Below are 14,909 nucleotides of genomic sequence, written 5' to 3' on the forward strand. Positions count from 1 at the left end.
TTCAATTTGTTTCGTTCAGACGGTCCATTAATTGTCTGGCTCGATCTTGCTGGACAACAGCGCCGATGCCTTGGGCCAGCGCCAATGCCTGTTCCGCTTCACTCCGGGCTGCGTCCAAGTCCCCGCGTGCGGCAAATGCCTTGGCCCGAACCCGGTGATATTCCGGCTTGTTTAACGTTTCTCCGCGCGCCCAACCCGGGGCGCAGACCGCCTCGAGCCGGTCCAGCGCCCGATCGATGTCACCGTGATCGATCATGAGTTCGGACAGCACGATCTGGTTCTGAGGGAACGTGAAGTTGCCACCCGATTTCGAGATCAGGTTCATGCGGGCCTCAATCTGTTCTGGCACGTCCGCAAGGTCGCCTTTGCCAGCCTTCGCAAGACCCATATAAATGTCCTGCATGGCGTGCAGATACAGGAACCCTTCCTCATCGGCGATCTTGCGGGCTTCTTTCATTGTCACGTCCATCCTGTCCCACTCACCAGCATAGGGCAGGAACATGCAGCAGGCACCCATGATATACACCAGATTGGGCGCATGGCTCAGCGCTCTGCTGACTTCGATGGATTTCAACCGCGCTGCTTCAGCTTCGTCAAACCTACCTTTTTGCCACAGCAGACATCCCTGAATCGCCAGCAGTGAGGCTAGGGTCGAGGATTGCGTCATCGGCATCATCGCCCTATCAAGCTCTGGCGTGATCAGACCGAAGGCACGGTCAAGCTGGTGTTCACATTCCGTGAATTCACCACGGAAATAATGGGTGAAGCTCAGGGCGCGGGCAGTAAGAACGTTGGCGACCGGATCCCCGGTCATCCCGGCCATCGTATCCAGCGCTTGTCCCATCTCCATCGCGTGGTTCATCTGTCCGCCAACAAAGAAATTGGTCCAGCGGCAGAAGGTCGCTGCAAACAGTGTCTCACCGTCACTCAGAGCCTGGGCAAGCTCCATCGCGCGGGCAGCCGTTTCTCCGACCTGGTCAGCAGACCAGCCGTAGATCGCCATATAGGCGGGCAGAATGTTCATCTGAACGCGCAGTTCAAACCCGTCACGTTCGGCACTGGCGGGCATGGTCCCAAGGTTGCGCAGCGCGGCCCGAAACGCCGAAATCGCTGGCAAGTTCGCAAGCCGGGACAAAGCCTGCTCACCAGCCGTAAACCAGTTGGTGACTGCCTCGTCCTTCAATCCGCCAAGATCGCAATGATGTGCGATCGTATCAGGGGTTGGGGCTTCAAACGCCGTGTGACCGTCCAGCAGAGCCTCGGCAATTTTCAGATGCAATTTTTGCCGGTCTTCCCGCAGCAATGAGTTATATGCGGTATCCTGAACCAGCGCGTGGTTAAACGTGTAGGTGGCCGACCCATCGTCGCTGGTGATCAGCAAAACACCGGCTGCCATGAGTTGCAGCAGGGCACTGTCCACATCCATGTCGTCCTGCGCTACTGCGTGGATCATCCGAGCGGAGAAACTGCGTCCGATGACCGATCCCAATTGTGCAACCGGTTTGGCGTTTTCCATCCGGTCAAGACGTGACATCAGCGAGTCCTGCAGGGTGGAAGGAACGCTCAGTGCATCCAGCACCTCGGCGTTGATCGGGGCGTCAGCGGGCAGCTGGTCCAGAACCGCCTTGGTCATTTCCTCGATGTAAAGCGGTACGCCATCGGCTTTTTCGATGATTTGCCGGATCAGGATCACCGGCAAGCTGTATGGTTCGGATACGCGCCGGACCAGCTCGGACGCTTCAGGGCGCGCCAGTGGAGACAGATCGACGTTGACCGCCTGATCCAGAAAGTGTTCCGGCGGCTCGTATTCAGGGCGGTGTGACAGAACCATAAGTACAGGAAGGTCAGCCAAATTGGCCGCAAGCGCATCCAGCAAATCCAATGTGGTCGCATCGGCCCAGTGAACATCTTCAACCACCAACAGTAGCGTGCCACGCCTGTCGCATATGCTTCCGATACTGCGTAGCAGCACATCCATCGATTTGCGCGCCTTTTTCAGCGGGTCTGGTTCAGTCGACGCGTCTGACTCGATGCCTGCCAGCTCTAACAGGGCAGGCAAATCCGAGTCGTTCAAACGTGAGGCGGATTGAACAAAAGCGGATATCGCTGCTTGTACATTGTCGTTTGATTTGTCGCCAGATACCCGCCGTAACTCACTAACCACTGGGTGCAGTGGAAGACTGGCCAAATGCGGCGTACACTGCAGGGTCAGTGGCCTGGTCTTTATCGTTTCAGACAACGACTTGATCAGCCGCGACTTACCGATCCCTGCCGCACCACCGATAAGGGTCATCCGACCCGAGCCCGTCTGAACGTCGGCCCAAAGTTGCGTCAAGGAAGACAGGTGATCGCGCCGCGCTACAAGCTCGACCGCTGATTGCCCGGTTCGGGCGTCAAATCGACTGGTGGATTCAATTTCCTTCAGGGCGCAATAGACTTCGCGCTGGTTTTCGAACCCTTTCAGGTCGTGGCTGCCGCGCGGTTCGAACTCGAATGTTCCCCGCGTAAGTCGCATGGTTTCGGACGAAACGACTAATTCACCCGGTTCGGCCAGCCCCTGCAGCCTGGATGCCAGGTTTGCCGTCTCACCAACCAGAAATTGTTCGGACCCCAGGCTTTTGGACGAAACGACGCCCACAACGACCATTCCGGTGGCGATCCCTGCGCGGAGGTTAAGCTTTTCGCCAAAGTCGTTTTGAAGATTCTGCACTGCCTCTATGGTTTCCAGAACGGCCCGTACGGCGCGCTCCGCATCGTCTTCCATGGCCTTGGGGTATCCGAAATAGACCATGATGCCGTCCCCTTGCCGATAGGCCAGGTGGCACCCATGCTGCTTCAACGTGCCGATCGCCGTGTCCAAATACAGATTCATGATCTGCATCAGGTCTTCCGGGTCATATCGTTGTGCCAGCTGCGTCGACCCCACGAGATCGCAAAAAACCAACGTTAACTGCCTGCGCTCAGCTTCGGACCGCAGATGGTCGTGCGCCAAGGCGCCATTGGATTTCAGCTTGGCCTGCGCTTTGCGGAATCTCTTTCTTTCACCGACGTTTAGCCCCAGGTCACGCAATTCTGGGTCGGTCAATTCGTCAAGAATCTGGTCGTCCACACTTTCTTGTCGAAACATCGACACGTGGTCTTGCAGGCCCGCCAGTTTCAGAACTTCGGAGATACGATCTGCCTCAAGGACTCGCGTCATTGCTTTGCGATCCCGCCCATTTTATTTCCCCCCCTAGGTCTCATCAGTACATACTTTATTTGCATGTGCAAAAATAGAGAGGATTTTTTGTTCAATCCACTTAACGCAGGGGCACCATCGTTAACAAGTTATCTTGTCTGGCAGATTTATGGCTGATTTGCCACACCACCCGGCCGTCAGTGTAAAAACCTGCAAAGCTTTGGTCGCCAAGGCGAATTATTGAATGCGATGGGTTTCCGGCGTGAGTTGCGAGGCAATTCGCACCTGAACCAAGCTGTGCCGGTTCAAGTGGCTACGTGAATTGCCAAACACCTGACCCTCGCCCAAGGATCAAGGGTCGTCTAAGTGCTCAAGCGAGGGCACGCGGCATAACAGATGACAAACCTCATGTGGCTGACCAAAAATTACGGTACCACTGAGACGCTGACAGATCTCGCATACGGGTGTACGCTGCAGCACCGGCACCCGGTCCACAGCCTGAAGCGCGTGCAGAGTACTTCTGAAAAGGCCTTGGCGAGATACGGCAAAGGTTTGCCCAATTTTTGGGACAGCGCACTTTGCGAACCACCGATCAGTCGATCTTGCCCTGGGCGACCGATGCTGACAGGCCGGAATTTCCCTTTCCCGACCTGTTCATTTCTCTGAACCTGAAAGCAGATTATGCCCCCAGGACCGCAGCATGTTCCGATCTCGCCGGTGTAGCGAAACCGGTTGCTTATCAAGCCGTTGCGCCCTTGAGGCGAATGGCCGTGCCCAGGCTGCCTGCACAGACGCCAACTACAACGGCTATGATCAGTTCCAAAGCCTCCACCTGGGCAAACTGAAATCCAGCAAAAACCAGCGTTTCAAACACGCCGACAGCGCCCCCCAAAACTGCGCCAAGCCACAGCTTGCGGGTCATCATGCCAAGGGCCAGTCCCAAAATGCCTGGCAAGCTCAGGATGGTGCCGCCGATGGTTCCAAGTACTTCTAGCATTGCCGCCCCCTCATCAATTCGAGTTGTTATTCAAAAAGTCGCGGATATCGTCACCCGAAGCGGTTGCGTGCTCCTGCAGAACCTCGCCCTCAATGGCTTCGGCCACCTTCTCATATTCTTCCAGGTAGTTCGGCGGCAGGCTGTGTGCGATGCCCTGATGGCAATCGATACAGGTCATACCGGTGTCAATGGCGCGCTGGTGTTCCGACGCGGCGCGGGTTTCCTGAATGGTGAAGTCCATGTAGTCGAAATTGTGGCAGTTGCGGCATTCGCGGCTGTCGGACGCTTTCATTTTTTTCCACACGGCAGAGGCCATTGCCAGACGGTGATCCTCGTATTTCTCAGGCGTGCTGATGGTTCCGACAAGCTCGTGATAGACGTCTTTCACTGCCATGATCTTGGCTTTGATCTTGTGATTCCATTCATCCGGAACGTGGCAATCGGAACAGATCGCACGCACACCAGAGTGGTTGTTGTAGTGGATCGTCTCGCGGTATTCGCCCAAGTTCGTCTCCATTGTGTGGCACGAGACACAGAACTCTTCGGTGTTTGTCAATTCCAGGGTCCAGTGAAATCCACCCCAGAACAGGATACCGGCCAGAAAGCCGGCGAGGATCAAAAAGCCCGAGCTGAACATCACCGCAGGCGTCCAGATCGCGTTCCAGAGGCGACCAAGCAAGCCGCGTTTTTCGGGGGAGTCTGCCATGTCGGTGCTCCTTTCAGTCTTGCGTTGGATCAGTTGCCGGCGGAGGGCTCGAACACGTTTTCAACTAGTGGCGGCGCGTCTGCCTGCGGAACGTGGCACTGGTTGCAGAAGTACCGGGTTCCGGCAACCTGATCCAACTCGCGGCCTTCGCGATCCAGATAGTGGGTCATCGACAAAGTCGGTGCATTGCGCTCACCCGCTTTGGACCAGTCATGGCAGGACAGGCATTGATTGGTGCGTACATCGATCTGATATTGCTCGACCGAGTGTGGGATCAGCGGCGGCTGCTGGCGATAGTTGCGCTGCATCCGTCCTTCAACGTTCTTGTGGATTTGATCCAGCGGGATCGGCTCGTCCACTTCCGCGCCTCGCAGGGTTTCGACCTGTGCAGATTGTGCAAGGGCCCATCCGCTCAGCAATAATACGGGTAGAAGGGCAATTCCGCCTGTAACGATTGTTTTTTTCATCTTGGCACTCCCCTAGATAGGTCTGGCAGCGCGCGGCTCAGGCGCGGCAACTGGATCGGAAGGTTGAACGACGTGGTCGTCGAACCGGTGAGTAAAGTTAAAGACATCGACCGCGCAGACATCGATACAGCGTCCGCAGTTTGTGCAGTCGGGTGACAGGATCAGTGGTGTGCTTCCCGGCTTGCCTTTCAGCGCGGGTGAGATCACCTGATTTTCCGGGCAAACCGCGTAACAATCCATGCAGTCATCACAGGCGGTCCGTTTGGTGGCGCTGATCCGCAGTAGGCTTTTTGACCCGATCAGGCCATAGAACGCTCCGACCGGGCACAGATGCCCGCACCAGCCATGGCGTGAAACGAACACGTCAAAGACAAAGATGGCAGCGATCATGGCCCAGACAAAGCCCATGCCGAAGATCAGCCCGCGATGCAGCATGGTGATCGGATTGATCAATTCCCACGCGATCACGCCGCTCAGCCCCGAGACAAGCAGGACAGTTGCAAGGATCCACAGGCGTGTGCCGCGTTTGGGTTGCCATCCTTTCGGCAGGTCCAGCTTGCGGTGCAGCCAGTTCGCCGCATCCGTCACCGGGTTGATGGGACAAACCCAGGAACAATAGACTCTGCCGCCGATCAGAGCGTAGGTCACCAGAACGATGAGCCCGCCAATCAGCGCCGTCATCTCGGGCCAGTGGCCCGAGACGGCGCTCTGCAACAGGATGAAGGGATCGGTCAATGGCAACACGCCCAGTGTCAGCGATCCTGCCAAAGTGCCTTGGACGATCCAGATGCCGAACCATGGGCCCAGCAAAAACAGAACCAGAAAGAACAACTGACTTGTACGCCGCAATAGCAGATAACGATGCGCGCCAAGCCAGCCTTTGCTGGCGACAGCTTCCTGACCGACAGGCATATGTGTGCGGGCGCTCATTGTCCGACCGCCGGTAAGTCATACCCCGGGGCAAACCCGCCCGGAGCGACCAAGTTGTCTGTGCCGGGTCCAGGCAAACGGTCGGGCAGATCGATGATCCCCTCGACCACCGGCGCGCCCTTGGCGGCCTTTTCTTCCCAGCCCTTACGGTAATGCTCTGCCGAGCTGCCGCGCGCCAGCCGTGCGGGCAGGACTTTGATGGCAGCTTCGGGCAGAACACAGCTTTTTTCGCACATACCACAACCAGTACAGCGATCGGCATGGACGGTCGGAATGAACAGCGCGTGATGGCCTGACCGGGTATTATGCGCGGCTTCCAATGTGATCGCGTCGTCAATGACGGGGCAGACGCGATAACAAACGTCGCACCGCAGGCCTAGGAAGTTCAGGCAGTTTTCCTGATCGACCAGCACCGCGACGCCCATCTCGGCATCGTCGATATTGTCCAGCCCAGGGTCCAATGCGCCAGTGGGACATGCGGCGACACAGGGAATGTCGTCGCACATTTCACAGGGAATATCCCGCGCGGTGAAATACGGCGTTCCCGTCGCAACCGCGTCGGAACCAAGCTCGGCCAGTTTTAGGGTATCGTAGGGACAATCCCGCACGCACAAACCGCAACGGATGCAGGCCGACAGAAACTCCTTTTCCGGCAATGCGCCGGGCGGGCGCAAAGCCTCGGCTGGCAGAGCGCGGGCGTCGCGGGCCAGATAGGCCAGCACCGACCCGGCGACCACGCAGCCGCCCGCCGCCCGGGCCGAGTCCTGCAGGAACCGACGCCGCTGCGGCGAAAGGGGTTTGTCGACAAGAGACATGGGAATTAACCGTACAATCCTTGCTGGTTACGCGCGCTCGATCTTACAGGCGCACTTCTTGAAGTCGGTCTCTTTCGACAGCGGGCAGGTCGCGTCCAGCGTCAGCTTGTTGGTCAGCTGGCTTTCGTCAAACCACGGCATGAAGACCAGACCGCGCGGCACCTTGTTCCGACCCCGGGTTTCGACCCGGCTGGTAACCTCGCCACGGCGGGTGGACAGAACAATCTCCTGACCCCGGCGCAAACCGCGATCCTTGGCGTCCTGCGGGTGCATGTAAACCACGGCGGCAGGATAGGCGCGGTGCAGTTCCGGCACCCGGCGTGTCATCGAACCTGAATGCCAGTGCTCGAGCACGCGACCGGTGCACAGCCACAGATCGAATTCCGCATCCGGCTCTTCTGCGGCAGGCTCATACGGCGCAAAGATAATCTTGGCCTTACCATCCTTGTGACCATAGAACTCAACACCGGCGCCCTCTGATACATATGGGTCATAGCCTTCGCGGAAACGGTAAAGCGTTTCTTTACCGTCCACGACTGGCCAGCGCAGACCACGAGCCTGGTGATAAACTTCGAACGGTGCCAGATCGTGCGCGTGCCCACGTCCGAACTCGGCATATTCCTCGAACAGGCCCTTCTGCACGTAGTATCCGAAATGCTCGGATTCGTCGTTGTCGAAACCTTCAGCAGTTTCCGACAGCGGGAATTTATCGATGCTGCCATTGGTGAACAGAACGTCATACATGGTCTTGCCGCGGTGTTCCGGCATGGTGGCCAGCAACTCTTCGCCCCAGACCTCTTCGACAGTGAAGCGTTTCGAGAATTCCATCACTTGCCAGACGTCCGACTTGGCCTCGCCCGGTGCCTTGACCTGCTGGCGCCAGAATTGCGTGCGGCGTTCGGCGTTGCCATAGGCGCCTTCCTTCTCGACCCACATGGCGGTGGGCAGGATCAGGTCAGCGGAAACGGCGGTAACTGTTGGATAGGGGTCTGAAACAGTGATGAAGTTTTCCGGGTTGCGATAACCGGGATACCCTTCTTCGTTGATGTTCGGCGCGGCCTGCATGTTGTTGGTGCACTGAACCCAATAGGCGTTCAGATCGCCATCCTTCAGCTTGCGGTGCTGCAGCACGGCGTGGAAGCCGGGCTTGGCCGGAATGGTGCCAGCCGGCACGTTCCAGGCAGTCTCGCAGATCTCGCGATGCTTGTCGTTCATCACCACCATGTCAGCGGGCAGACGGTGGGCAAAGGTGCCGACTTCGCGCGCGGTACCACAGGCCGACGGCTGACCGGTCAGCGAGAAGGGCGAATTGCCGGGTTCCGAAATCTTGCCCACCAGCAGGTGAACGTTGTACATCAACGAGTTCACCCAGGACCCGCGGGTGTGCTGGTTGAAGCCCATGGTCCACAGGCTCATGACCTTGCGGTTGGGGTCAGCATATTGCTTGGCCAGACGCTCCAGCTTGTCAGCGGGAACACCGGACAGTTCCGCAGTGTATTCCAGCGTGTATTCCGAAACGGCCTCGGCATATTCTTCGAAGCTGATCGGATCCATCTTGCCGACATTGGGGTTTTCGGCCGCTTCTTGCAGCGGGTGGTTGTCCCGCAGACCATAGCCGATATCAGTCGCCGTTTTGGTGATGTTGACGTGGTTCTTGACGAACTCTTCGTTCACCGCACCGTTCTGGATGATGTAATTGGCGATATAGTTCAGGATCGCCAGATCGGTTTGCGGTGCAAAGACCATGCCATTGTCGGCCAACTCGAACGAGCGGTGCTCGTAAGTCGACAGAACATGAACTTCCGAGCCGGGCTTGGTCAGGCGCGTGTCGGTCAGACGCGACCACAGGATCGGGTGCATCTCGGCCATGTTCGACCCCCAAAGCACGAAGGTGTCGGCGTGCTCAAAGTCGTCATAACACCCCATCGGCTCATCAATGCCGAAAGTGCGCATAAAGCCAACCACGGCTGAGGCCATGCAATGACGCGCGTTCGGGTCGATGTTGTTCGACCGGAAACCAGCTTTCATCATCTTGGCAGCTGCATAGCCTTCCCAGACGGTCCACTGGCCTGAACCGAACATGCCGACGCTGGTCGGGCCTTTCTTGGCCAGGGCTTCTTTCCACTTGGCGGCCATCACGTCAAAAGCTTCATCCCAGCTGACCGGCTCGAATTCACCGTTTTTGTCGTAAACGCCGTTGGTCTTGCGCAGCAGAGGCGTGGTCAGGCGGTCCTTGCCGTACATAATCTTGGACAGGAAATAGCCTTTGATACAGTTCAGGCCCCGGTTTACCGGCGCGTCCGGGTCGCCTTGCGTAGCAACCACACGACCGTCTTTGGTGCCGACCAGAACCGAGCAGCCTGTGCCACAGAACCGGCAGGCGGCCTTATCCCAGCGGATATCGGGCGCGCCGGTTTGAGCGTTGGCCTGACCGGTCGCCATGGGAATGCCGGCAGCCGAGGCGGTTGCGGCAGCGGCAGATGCCTTGAGGAAAGTACGACGGGATTCAGAGATGGTCATTGCATGGGCCTCCTGCTGGTCGGTTGGCTTTGGGCATTGGATTGCGGAGATGCCTCCGCGAGATCTTCGAAGTGGTGATAGGTCAGCGACAGTGAGATCACGCCGGGGATCTGGTGCAGATCCATGATGGTGTCCGAGGCCAGCCGGTCGGCTGTATCCTCTACAACCACCACAAACCGACCATCCTCGGCTTCGGCATGAAGCTCGACGCCTTGGGTGCCGGTCATCACCGCACGTGCCGCGTCGGTGTGATCGGGGGCGATGTGGACGAGACAGCCACAGATATTCATAAAGTCACCTCCGGGTGTTGTGGGGTGGGGCGGTGCATCGCTATGGCCCCGGCTGGGCACGCGGCGGAACAGCTGCCGCATCCGATGCAGGCTTCGAAATCAAGCGCAGGCTCCGCCCGTCCGCCCAGTTGCAGGCGAAAGCGGATGGCGTCCTGCTCGCAATTGTCCTGGCACACGCGGCAACTCACCCCGTTCATTGACAGGCAGCTTGCGGCCTCAATCTGCGCACGCCACGGCCATTCGGCCACGCGTTCAGGCAACAATGCTGGGGTTGGACAGGCTTCAGCGCAGTCACCACACATTGTGCAGCCGCTGGCGGAAAGGTCCAGAACAGGAAAACCGCTGTCGTCGAATGTGATGATGTCTTCCGGACAGGCCCCGGCGCAGTCTTCGCAACGTGTGCACAGATCGCTGAAGCCAGATGCAACTGCCCCGGGTGGACGAATAGCATCGCGGTCCTCCCGCAGGATGCGCGCGCTCAGAAAAGCGCGTCTGCTCGTCATCTGGCTCATAGCTGGCGACTCGAATTTGGAAAGATAGGTTCGCGTCTCTACTTCCTAGCGGTCTGAAACCGCGCACGATTTGACCTATATCATATTTTTCGAGAATTTTTTTGACCGATCTGAGAATTGTGATCCATTGTCATACATTCAACTCGACACGGGCTTCGGAGAAGCGCCCTGCGATCCCTTTTGCTTTGCCGGCAGACGCTGCGCAAATCGCCGTGGACAGCCCATCTGCAATTGCCGCTTCCGGGGCGGAAACCGAAACGGTTCTGTCACGGCTTGCGGGCCCATCGGGGGTAATGATGTGCCCGAATCCCTGGCTAAGCTGAGTCGCCAGCGAAGACGATGTCGCCACTGACCGGTCGCGCAATTCAATCCGCTTCAGAACCGTCTGATCCGGCGTTGCCAGTCCAACTTTCCAGGGTGTACCATCACCCCGCGCGCCCAAAGCGGCAACCTCGCCCATATCAATCAGAATGTCGCTTAGACCGAAGCTGCGCAGCAGTGCCGCGATCCGATCCGTGATCGCACCCTGTGCAATGCCGTTCAACGTCAGGGCCGACTGGCCGGGCATGGGAAGACGCACGGCCGAAGCATCGAAAGACACCTGTTCCCAGCCTACCACTTGCTGAATTTCATCCAAGTCTTCAGGACGTGCCCCCGTTGCCAATGCGTACCACAGGGGTTGAATGCTTGGATCAAATGCTCCGTCCGAGGCCTGATGCAGCGCTGCGCACAGGCTCAGCACGTTCAACAATTCAGGAGCCGGCGCTGTCAGAACACCGTCGCGATTCAAGCGGCTGAGCTGCGACTTGGGGCGATACAAGCTGAAGATGTCCTCCAGCCGGGCAACTTCGGTCTCGACGGCGGCAATGACAGGTGCGGCTTCAGCGTCCGTTAGCCCGACCAACCGCAAACTCGCAGCGGCACCCAACGCAGTGCCCTGCCAGCGCGCGTCATAGGCCGTAGCCGGAGTGGCCGCAGCACAGGCGGCTGAGATGATCAGAAATCGGCGGCGGGACAGGGCGGTCATACAGGGGTCTCCAACTTCAGATCAAGATCAACAGGGCCGAGCACTTCGGCATCCGGGATGTCAGGCAGACCCAACGAGGTTCCGCCGTAGATCTCGATGAATGCCTGGGCATCAGCAGGATTGGCAAAGGGCACCACTTCGCGCGCACCCATGCCGCCTGCCACATCGGCCCCAACAACGAAGGTCGCACCATCAGCCGCGATCCAGTTCGAGATGCCCGGCTGTCGCCAACTTGGCGCGATGCCCATATCGCTGACATAGACGGCAGTTATGTCGGCATCACGCTCAGGGCTTTTGAGGTATGCGACCATGTCGCGCACCTGTGCAAAGAACAGCGGTGCGGGATACCCCTCCAGATGGATCTGCCCCTTGGGTCCGCCATGTTCGGCTATGTTCATCTGGCAGAAAAAGCTCAGCGCATCGGTGGTCAGATCGACCGGATCGGGAGCCTCGGCGACATCTTCCTTGCAAGCAACCAACGCGATCAACGCGATCAGGGCGAGGTGTTTCATGGCTCGACCCTCCGGAATGCCAGCCGCGCAAGAGCAAAGCCTATGACCGGCCAGATCAACAAAGAGGCGGGCGCGGCCCATACGGGCAATGCCTGAGCGGCCCCGGTCATGCCTGATGCCATTGCTACGCCCTCAGTCGCAGCAATGTTCCACAAACGGAATGCGTCGGCCGGGTTGGCCACCATCACCCATGGAAAGACGGATTGGGTGAAGGCGCCGCCCTTATCCATGACGACAGCCCCCAACAGGCCCAGATCATAGAGGACGACAAAAACCAGCCAAAGCCCGGCCGACAGACCTGCTGCCGCCGTAGCGCCCCTCGCCAGAGCTGACAGCAGGTATCCCAGCGCCAGAAACACGGCGCCCAACAGAATCGAGGTGAGGATGAGGCGGACCAGAGCCATCAGGCTCTCTTGCCCTGCACCACCAAAGTAAGCGGCCACTGCGCCTGCGGTGCCGAAACCCACGGTCATGGCAAAAGCCAGCGCCGCAAGATGGGCGGTGAATTTGCCCAACAATATTTCTCCGCGCCCCGCAGGGTAGGACAGGAGCAGCGACAGGCTGCCCCGGTCCACGTCGCCTGCGATAGCGTCGAAAGCGATCATCAAGGCCAGCAGCGGTGCGAGGTAAACCGACAAAGTAGTCATCGATGCGACCGAAACGGTCAGCATGTCGACGCCCAGTGTGCCAGTTGGTGCGCTGCCTGCGAAGGTGAGGGCCAAAGCGAACAGAACCATGATCAGTGTGGCGACCAGCAGCCAGCGATTGCGGCGAAGGATCAGCATCTCGGTGCGGGTGATGGCGAGGAAGCGGGTCATAGCCTCTCCTCCTGTGCGTAATAACGATAGAGATCTTCCAGTTTCGGTGGCGTCATCTCGACGTCAGCCACCGCATCGCCCATGCCAGCGATGCGGCGCAGGGCTTCCATCTTATCGGACGGGGTACAGAGCAGCTCCACCGATGCGCCATTGATACGGCTGCCACCCAGTTCGGCGGCCAGGGCATCAGCGTTGGCACTGGCGCGCACCTTCAAGCGGATTGGTAGACCTGCCAGCGCCGACAGGTTGTTTAGCGTGTCGTCCGCCACCATCCGGCCCTTGCGCATGATGGCGATGCGGTCGGTGCGGGCCTCGACCTCGGTCAGCGCGTGGGACGCGATCAACACGGCAGTGCCCTGCGCGGCCAGCTCGTCGATGATGGCATAGAGATCCTGCCGGGAAATCGGGTCCAGGCCCGAGGTTGGTTCGTCCAGTAGCGCCACTTTCGGCTGGCCCAGCAAAACCTGCGCCAGACCCAGACGTTGCCGCATCCCTTTGGAATAAGCGCCGATCCGGCGGTCCAAAGCATCGCTGAGGCCAACGCGATCCAACAGGCCGGGCACATCGGCCTTTGCGCCGGACAACTTGGCGAACAGGGTCAACTGTTCTCGCCCTGTTAACGCCGGATGAAACGACACCGCCTCGGGCAGATATGCCGTTTCCTGCCGTGCCTGTGCGCTGCCGGGGGTTGCGTCTCCGATCCGAATGGCTCCGCCGTGGATCGGCGTCAGGCCGAGGATGGTTTTGATCAGGGTCGACTTGCCCGCGCCGTTATGGCCCAGCAGCGCCACGCGCTGGCCAGAGGCAAGGGACAGGGTGATATCGTCAAGAACGCGGGTTTTCCCTCGGTCCTTGAGAACATGGTCAATTGACAGGGCCTTATCCGTCATGAGGCACCTTTTTCATAGCTGGGGGTTCAGGGGCTTGCATCAGTGGATTGCTGTCCATAACACCGCCCGGCAACAGCGCCGGGAAGGCCGATTGCGACCAGCGCACCAGCTGCACGGCAGGGGAGCCGAGCAGCAATTTGGCTGCGGGTTGGGTCCACAGCACATGGTCCATAGAGTCATTGGGGCGATAGGGGGCATCGGCGATGCCGTTGCCATCCACATCATAAGCGGCGAAGTCGGACCAGTAATTGCCGCGCCCGTCTTCAGACCACTCGACCCATTTGGTCGAGACATATTTCACCTGCGTCCGGTTACCGATGAAGGCATTGCCGACAATGCGGTTGCGTTCGCTGCCAGCGGTAAAGTGGATGCCGATGCCGCATCCCTGGAACCAGTTATCGGTGAATTCGTTCTTGTTGGAATTATAGAGGAAGGTGCATTTCTCTTTCGCGCCTTTCACCACATTCCCAGTGATGGTGCTCTTGTTGGCGTAGTTCAGCATAACGCCATGTTCACGGTCGCCGATCGAGACATTGTTGGCCACCGTCACATTGGTCGTGAACATCACCGCATAGCCCAGATCGTTGCCGATCGAGACGTTGTCGCTGACGACCGAGTCGTCGGCATACATGTAATGCACGGCAAATCGCAAATCGCGGAACAGATTTCCAGTGAAGGTATTCTTCTTGGACGAGTTCACAAAGATCCCGTCGCGCCCGTAGCGGATGTCGTTACCTTCAACCACCGCACCTGGCGCGTTCCAGACATAGACGCCATTGCCGCGGTCATTCATCCGCTGATCCAAACGCCCTTCAATCCGGTTACCACGAACGATGCTGTCCTTGGCACCATGAATGTCGACGCCATAGAGGTTGCCCAGCAGCACGTTATCCTCGACCACCGGCGCAAGGGCCGTCTTGGTCAGTTGAATGCCGCTGTCGATCCCGTCATGGCTGGAACCTGATCCGATCACGGTCAGCCCGCGCACTGTCACGCCCGGCCCGGTCACGGTGATGACGCTGCCGTTGCCCTGCCCGTCGATGGTAGCCTGTCCCAGCCCGTCAAGGGTGACGGGCCGGTCCAGAACCAGCGTCTCAGGGTAAATGCCGGGGCTCAGGCGAAGGGTGTCTCCATCCGCCGCCTGCGCCAGTATTTCGTTGATGGCCCCCGCCCGGTTGGGCACATCCCAGTCCGCCGCCCAAAGGGGCGAGCCGAGCAGAAGCGGTATGAGCAGGGACCAACGCATG

The 14,909-nt window shown here is 58.8% G+C and carries 14 protein-coding genes; all 14 read right to left on the reverse strand.

Going from position 1 to position 14,909, the window contains the following annotated elements:
* Position 1 precedes the first annotated feature (1 nt).
* The 14 genes from ALB80_RS08890 to ALB80_RS08955 all read right to left on the reverse strand — a co-directional run bounded on the left by ALB80_RS08890 (position 2) and on the right by ALB80_RS08955 (position 14,908).
* Entirely contained in the window at positions 2 to 3,199 is a 3,198-nt protein-coding gene (locus ALB80_RS08890) for an adenylate/guanylate cyclase domain-containing protein (RefSeq protein ID WP_050603710.1), read from the reverse strand.
* 718 nt (positions 3,200 to 3,917) lie between these two features.
* Positions 3,918 to 4,175, reverse strand: coding sequence for a hypothetical protein (locus ALB80_RS08895; RefSeq protein ID WP_050603711.1), 258 nt, complete (start codon positions 4,173 to 4,175; stop codon positions 3,918 to 3,920).
* A 13-nt stretch (positions 4,176 to 4,188) separates the two neighbouring features.
* The gene (locus tag ALB80_RS08900) at positions 4,189 to 4,881 is read right to left on the reverse strand and encodes a NapC/NirT family cytochrome c (protein WP_050603712.1); all 693 of its coding nucleotides are present in this window, start codon (positions 4,879 to 4,881) and stop codon (positions 4,189 to 4,191) included.
* Between the two features lie 29 nt (positions 4,882 to 4,910).
* A complete protein-coding gene (locus tag ALB80_RS08905; protein ID WP_050603713.1) occupies positions 4,911 to 5,348 on the reverse strand; it encodes a nitrate reductase cytochrome c-type subunit in 438 nt (145 codons plus the stop codon).
* Between the two features lie 12 nt (positions 5,349 to 5,360).
* Positions 5,361 to 6,278 carry a quinol dehydrogenase ferredoxin subunit NapH gene (napH, locus tag ALB80_RS08910; RefSeq protein ID WP_083445240.1) on the reverse strand — a complete coding sequence of 306 codons (918 nt, stop codon included), beginning with the start codon at positions 6,276 to 6,278 and terminating at the stop codon, positions 5,361 to 5,363.
* Positions 6,275 to 7,093 (reverse strand): ferredoxin-type protein NapG, encoded by an 819-nt coding sequence (napG, locus tag ALB80_RS08915; RefSeq protein WP_050603715.1) that lies wholly within the window; start codon positions 7,091 to 7,093, stop codon positions 6,275 to 6,277. The genes napH and napG overlap by 4 nt, the downstream gene beginning before the upstream one ends.
* Positions 7,094 to 7,120: 27 nt before the next feature.
* Entirely contained in the window at positions 7,121 to 9,613 is a 2,493-nt protein-coding gene (napA, locus tag ALB80_RS08920) for a nitrate reductase catalytic subunit NapA (RefSeq protein ID WP_050603716.1), read from the reverse strand.
* Complete coding sequence (locus tag ALB80_RS08925; protein ID WP_050603717.1) at positions 9,610 to 9,903, reverse strand: chaperone NapD; 294 nt, start codon at positions 9,901 to 9,903, stop codon at positions 9,610 to 9,612. Before ALB80_RS08925 ends, napA begins: the two co-directional genes overlap by 4 nt.
* Positions 9,900 to 10,406 carry a ferredoxin-type protein NapF gene (gene napF / locus ALB80_RS08930; RefSeq protein WP_253276844.1) on the reverse strand — a complete coding sequence of 169 codons (507 nt, stop codon included), beginning with the start codon at positions 10,404 to 10,406 and terminating at the stop codon, positions 9,900 to 9,902. The genes ALB80_RS08925 and napF overlap by 4 nt, the downstream gene beginning before the upstream one ends.
* Before the next feature lie 139 nt (positions 10,407 to 10,545).
* Positions 10,546 to 11,442 (reverse strand): FAD:protein FMN transferase, encoded by an 897-nt coding sequence (locus ALB80_RS08935; RefSeq protein ID WP_050603719.1) that lies wholly within the window; start codon positions 11,440 to 11,442, stop codon positions 10,546 to 10,548.
* Positions 11,439 to 11,954 carry a nitrous oxide reductase accessory protein NosL gene (locus ALB80_RS08940; RefSeq protein ID WP_050603720.1) on the reverse strand — a complete coding sequence of 172 codons (516 nt, stop codon included), beginning with the start codon at positions 11,952 to 11,954 and terminating at the stop codon, positions 11,439 to 11,441. Before ALB80_RS08940 ends, ALB80_RS08935 begins: the two co-directional genes overlap by 4 nt.
* On the reverse strand, positions 11,951 to 12,772 hold the full coding sequence (locus ALB80_RS08945; RefSeq protein WP_050603721.1) for an ABC transporter permease: 822 nt from the start codon (positions 12,770 to 12,772) through the stop codon (positions 11,951 to 11,953). The genes ALB80_RS08940 and ALB80_RS08945 overlap by 4 nt, the downstream gene beginning before the upstream one ends.
* The gene (locus tag ALB80_RS08950) at positions 12,769 to 13,662 is read right to left on the reverse strand and encodes an ABC transporter ATP-binding protein (RefSeq protein WP_050603722.1); all 894 of its coding nucleotides are present in this window, start codon (positions 13,660 to 13,662) and stop codon (positions 12,769 to 12,771) included. The genes ALB80_RS08945 and ALB80_RS08950 overlap by 4 nt, the downstream gene beginning before the upstream one ends.
* Positions 13,652 to 14,908, reverse strand: coding sequence for a nitrous oxide reductase family maturation protein NosD (locus ALB80_RS08955; protein WP_050603723.1), 1,257 nt, complete (start codon positions 14,906 to 14,908; stop codon positions 13,652 to 13,654). Before ALB80_RS08955 ends, ALB80_RS08950 begins: the two co-directional genes overlap by 11 nt.
* Position 14,909: the final 1 nt, after the last annotated feature.

The organism is Ruegeria sp. 6PALISEP08, assembly GCF_001238295.1.
In the GTDB taxonomy this organism is placed as follows: domain Bacteria; phylum Pseudomonadota; class Alphaproteobacteria; order Rhodobacterales; family Rhodobacteraceae; genus Ruegeria.

Excerpts from the sequence above, each read along its gene's own strand:
- ALB80_RS08895 (WP_050603711.1), bottom strand. The coding sequence starts at position 4,175 with ATGCTAGAAGTACTTGGAACCATCGGCGGCACCATCCTGAGCTTGCCA.
- ALB80_RS08935 (WP_050603719.1), bottom strand. The coding sequence starts at position 11,442 with ATGACCGCCCTGTCCCGCCGCCGATTTCTGATCATCTCAGCCGCCTGT.
- ALB80_RS08940 (WP_050603720.1), bottom strand. The coding sequence starts at position 11,954 with ATGAAACACCTCGCCCTGATCGCGTTGATCGCGTTGGTTGCTTGCAAG.
- napA (WP_050603716.1), bottom strand. The coding sequence starts at position 9,613 with ATGACCATCTCTGAATCCCGTCGTACTTTCCTCAAGGCATCTGCCGCT.
- ALB80_RS08905 (WP_050603713.1), bottom strand. The coding sequence starts at position 5,348 with ATGAAAAAAACAATCGTTACAGGCGGAATTGCCCTTCTACCCGTATTA.
- ALB80_RS08945 (WP_050603721.1), bottom strand. The coding sequence starts at position 12,772 with ATGACCCGCTTCCTCGCCATCACCCGCACCGAGATGCTGATCCTTCGC.
- ALB80_RS08900 (WP_050603712.1), bottom strand. The coding sequence starts at position 4,881 with ATGGCAGACTCCCCCGAAAAACGCGGCTTGCTTGGTCGCCTCTGGAAC.
- napF (WP_253276844.1), bottom strand. The coding sequence starts at position 10,406 with ATGACGAGCAGACGCGCTTTTCTGAGCGCGCGCATCCTGCGGGAGGAC.
- ALB80_RS08890 (WP_050603710.1), bottom strand. The coding sequence starts at position 3,199 with ATGACGCGAGTCCTTGAGGCAGATCGTATCTCCGAAGTTCTGAAACTG.
- ALB80_RS08950 (WP_050603722.1), bottom strand. The coding sequence starts at position 13,662 with ATGACGGATAAGGCCCTGTCAATTGACCATGTTCTCAAGGACCGAGGG.
- ALB80_RS08925 (WP_050603717.1), bottom strand. The coding sequence starts at position 9,903 with ATGAATATCTGTGGCTGTCTCGTCCACATCGCCCCCGATCACACCGAC.
- napG (WP_050603715.1), bottom strand. The coding sequence starts at position 7,093 with ATGTCTCTTGTCGACAAACCCCTTTCGCCGCAGCGGCGTCGGTTCCTG.
- napH (WP_083445240.1), bottom strand. The coding sequence starts at position 6,278 with ATGAGCGCCCGCACACATATGCCTGTCGGTCAGGAAGCTGTCGCCAGC.
- ALB80_RS08955 (WP_050603723.1), bottom strand. The coding sequence starts at position 14,908 with ATGCGTTGGTCCCTGCTCATACCGCTTCTGCTCGGCTCGCCCCTTTGG.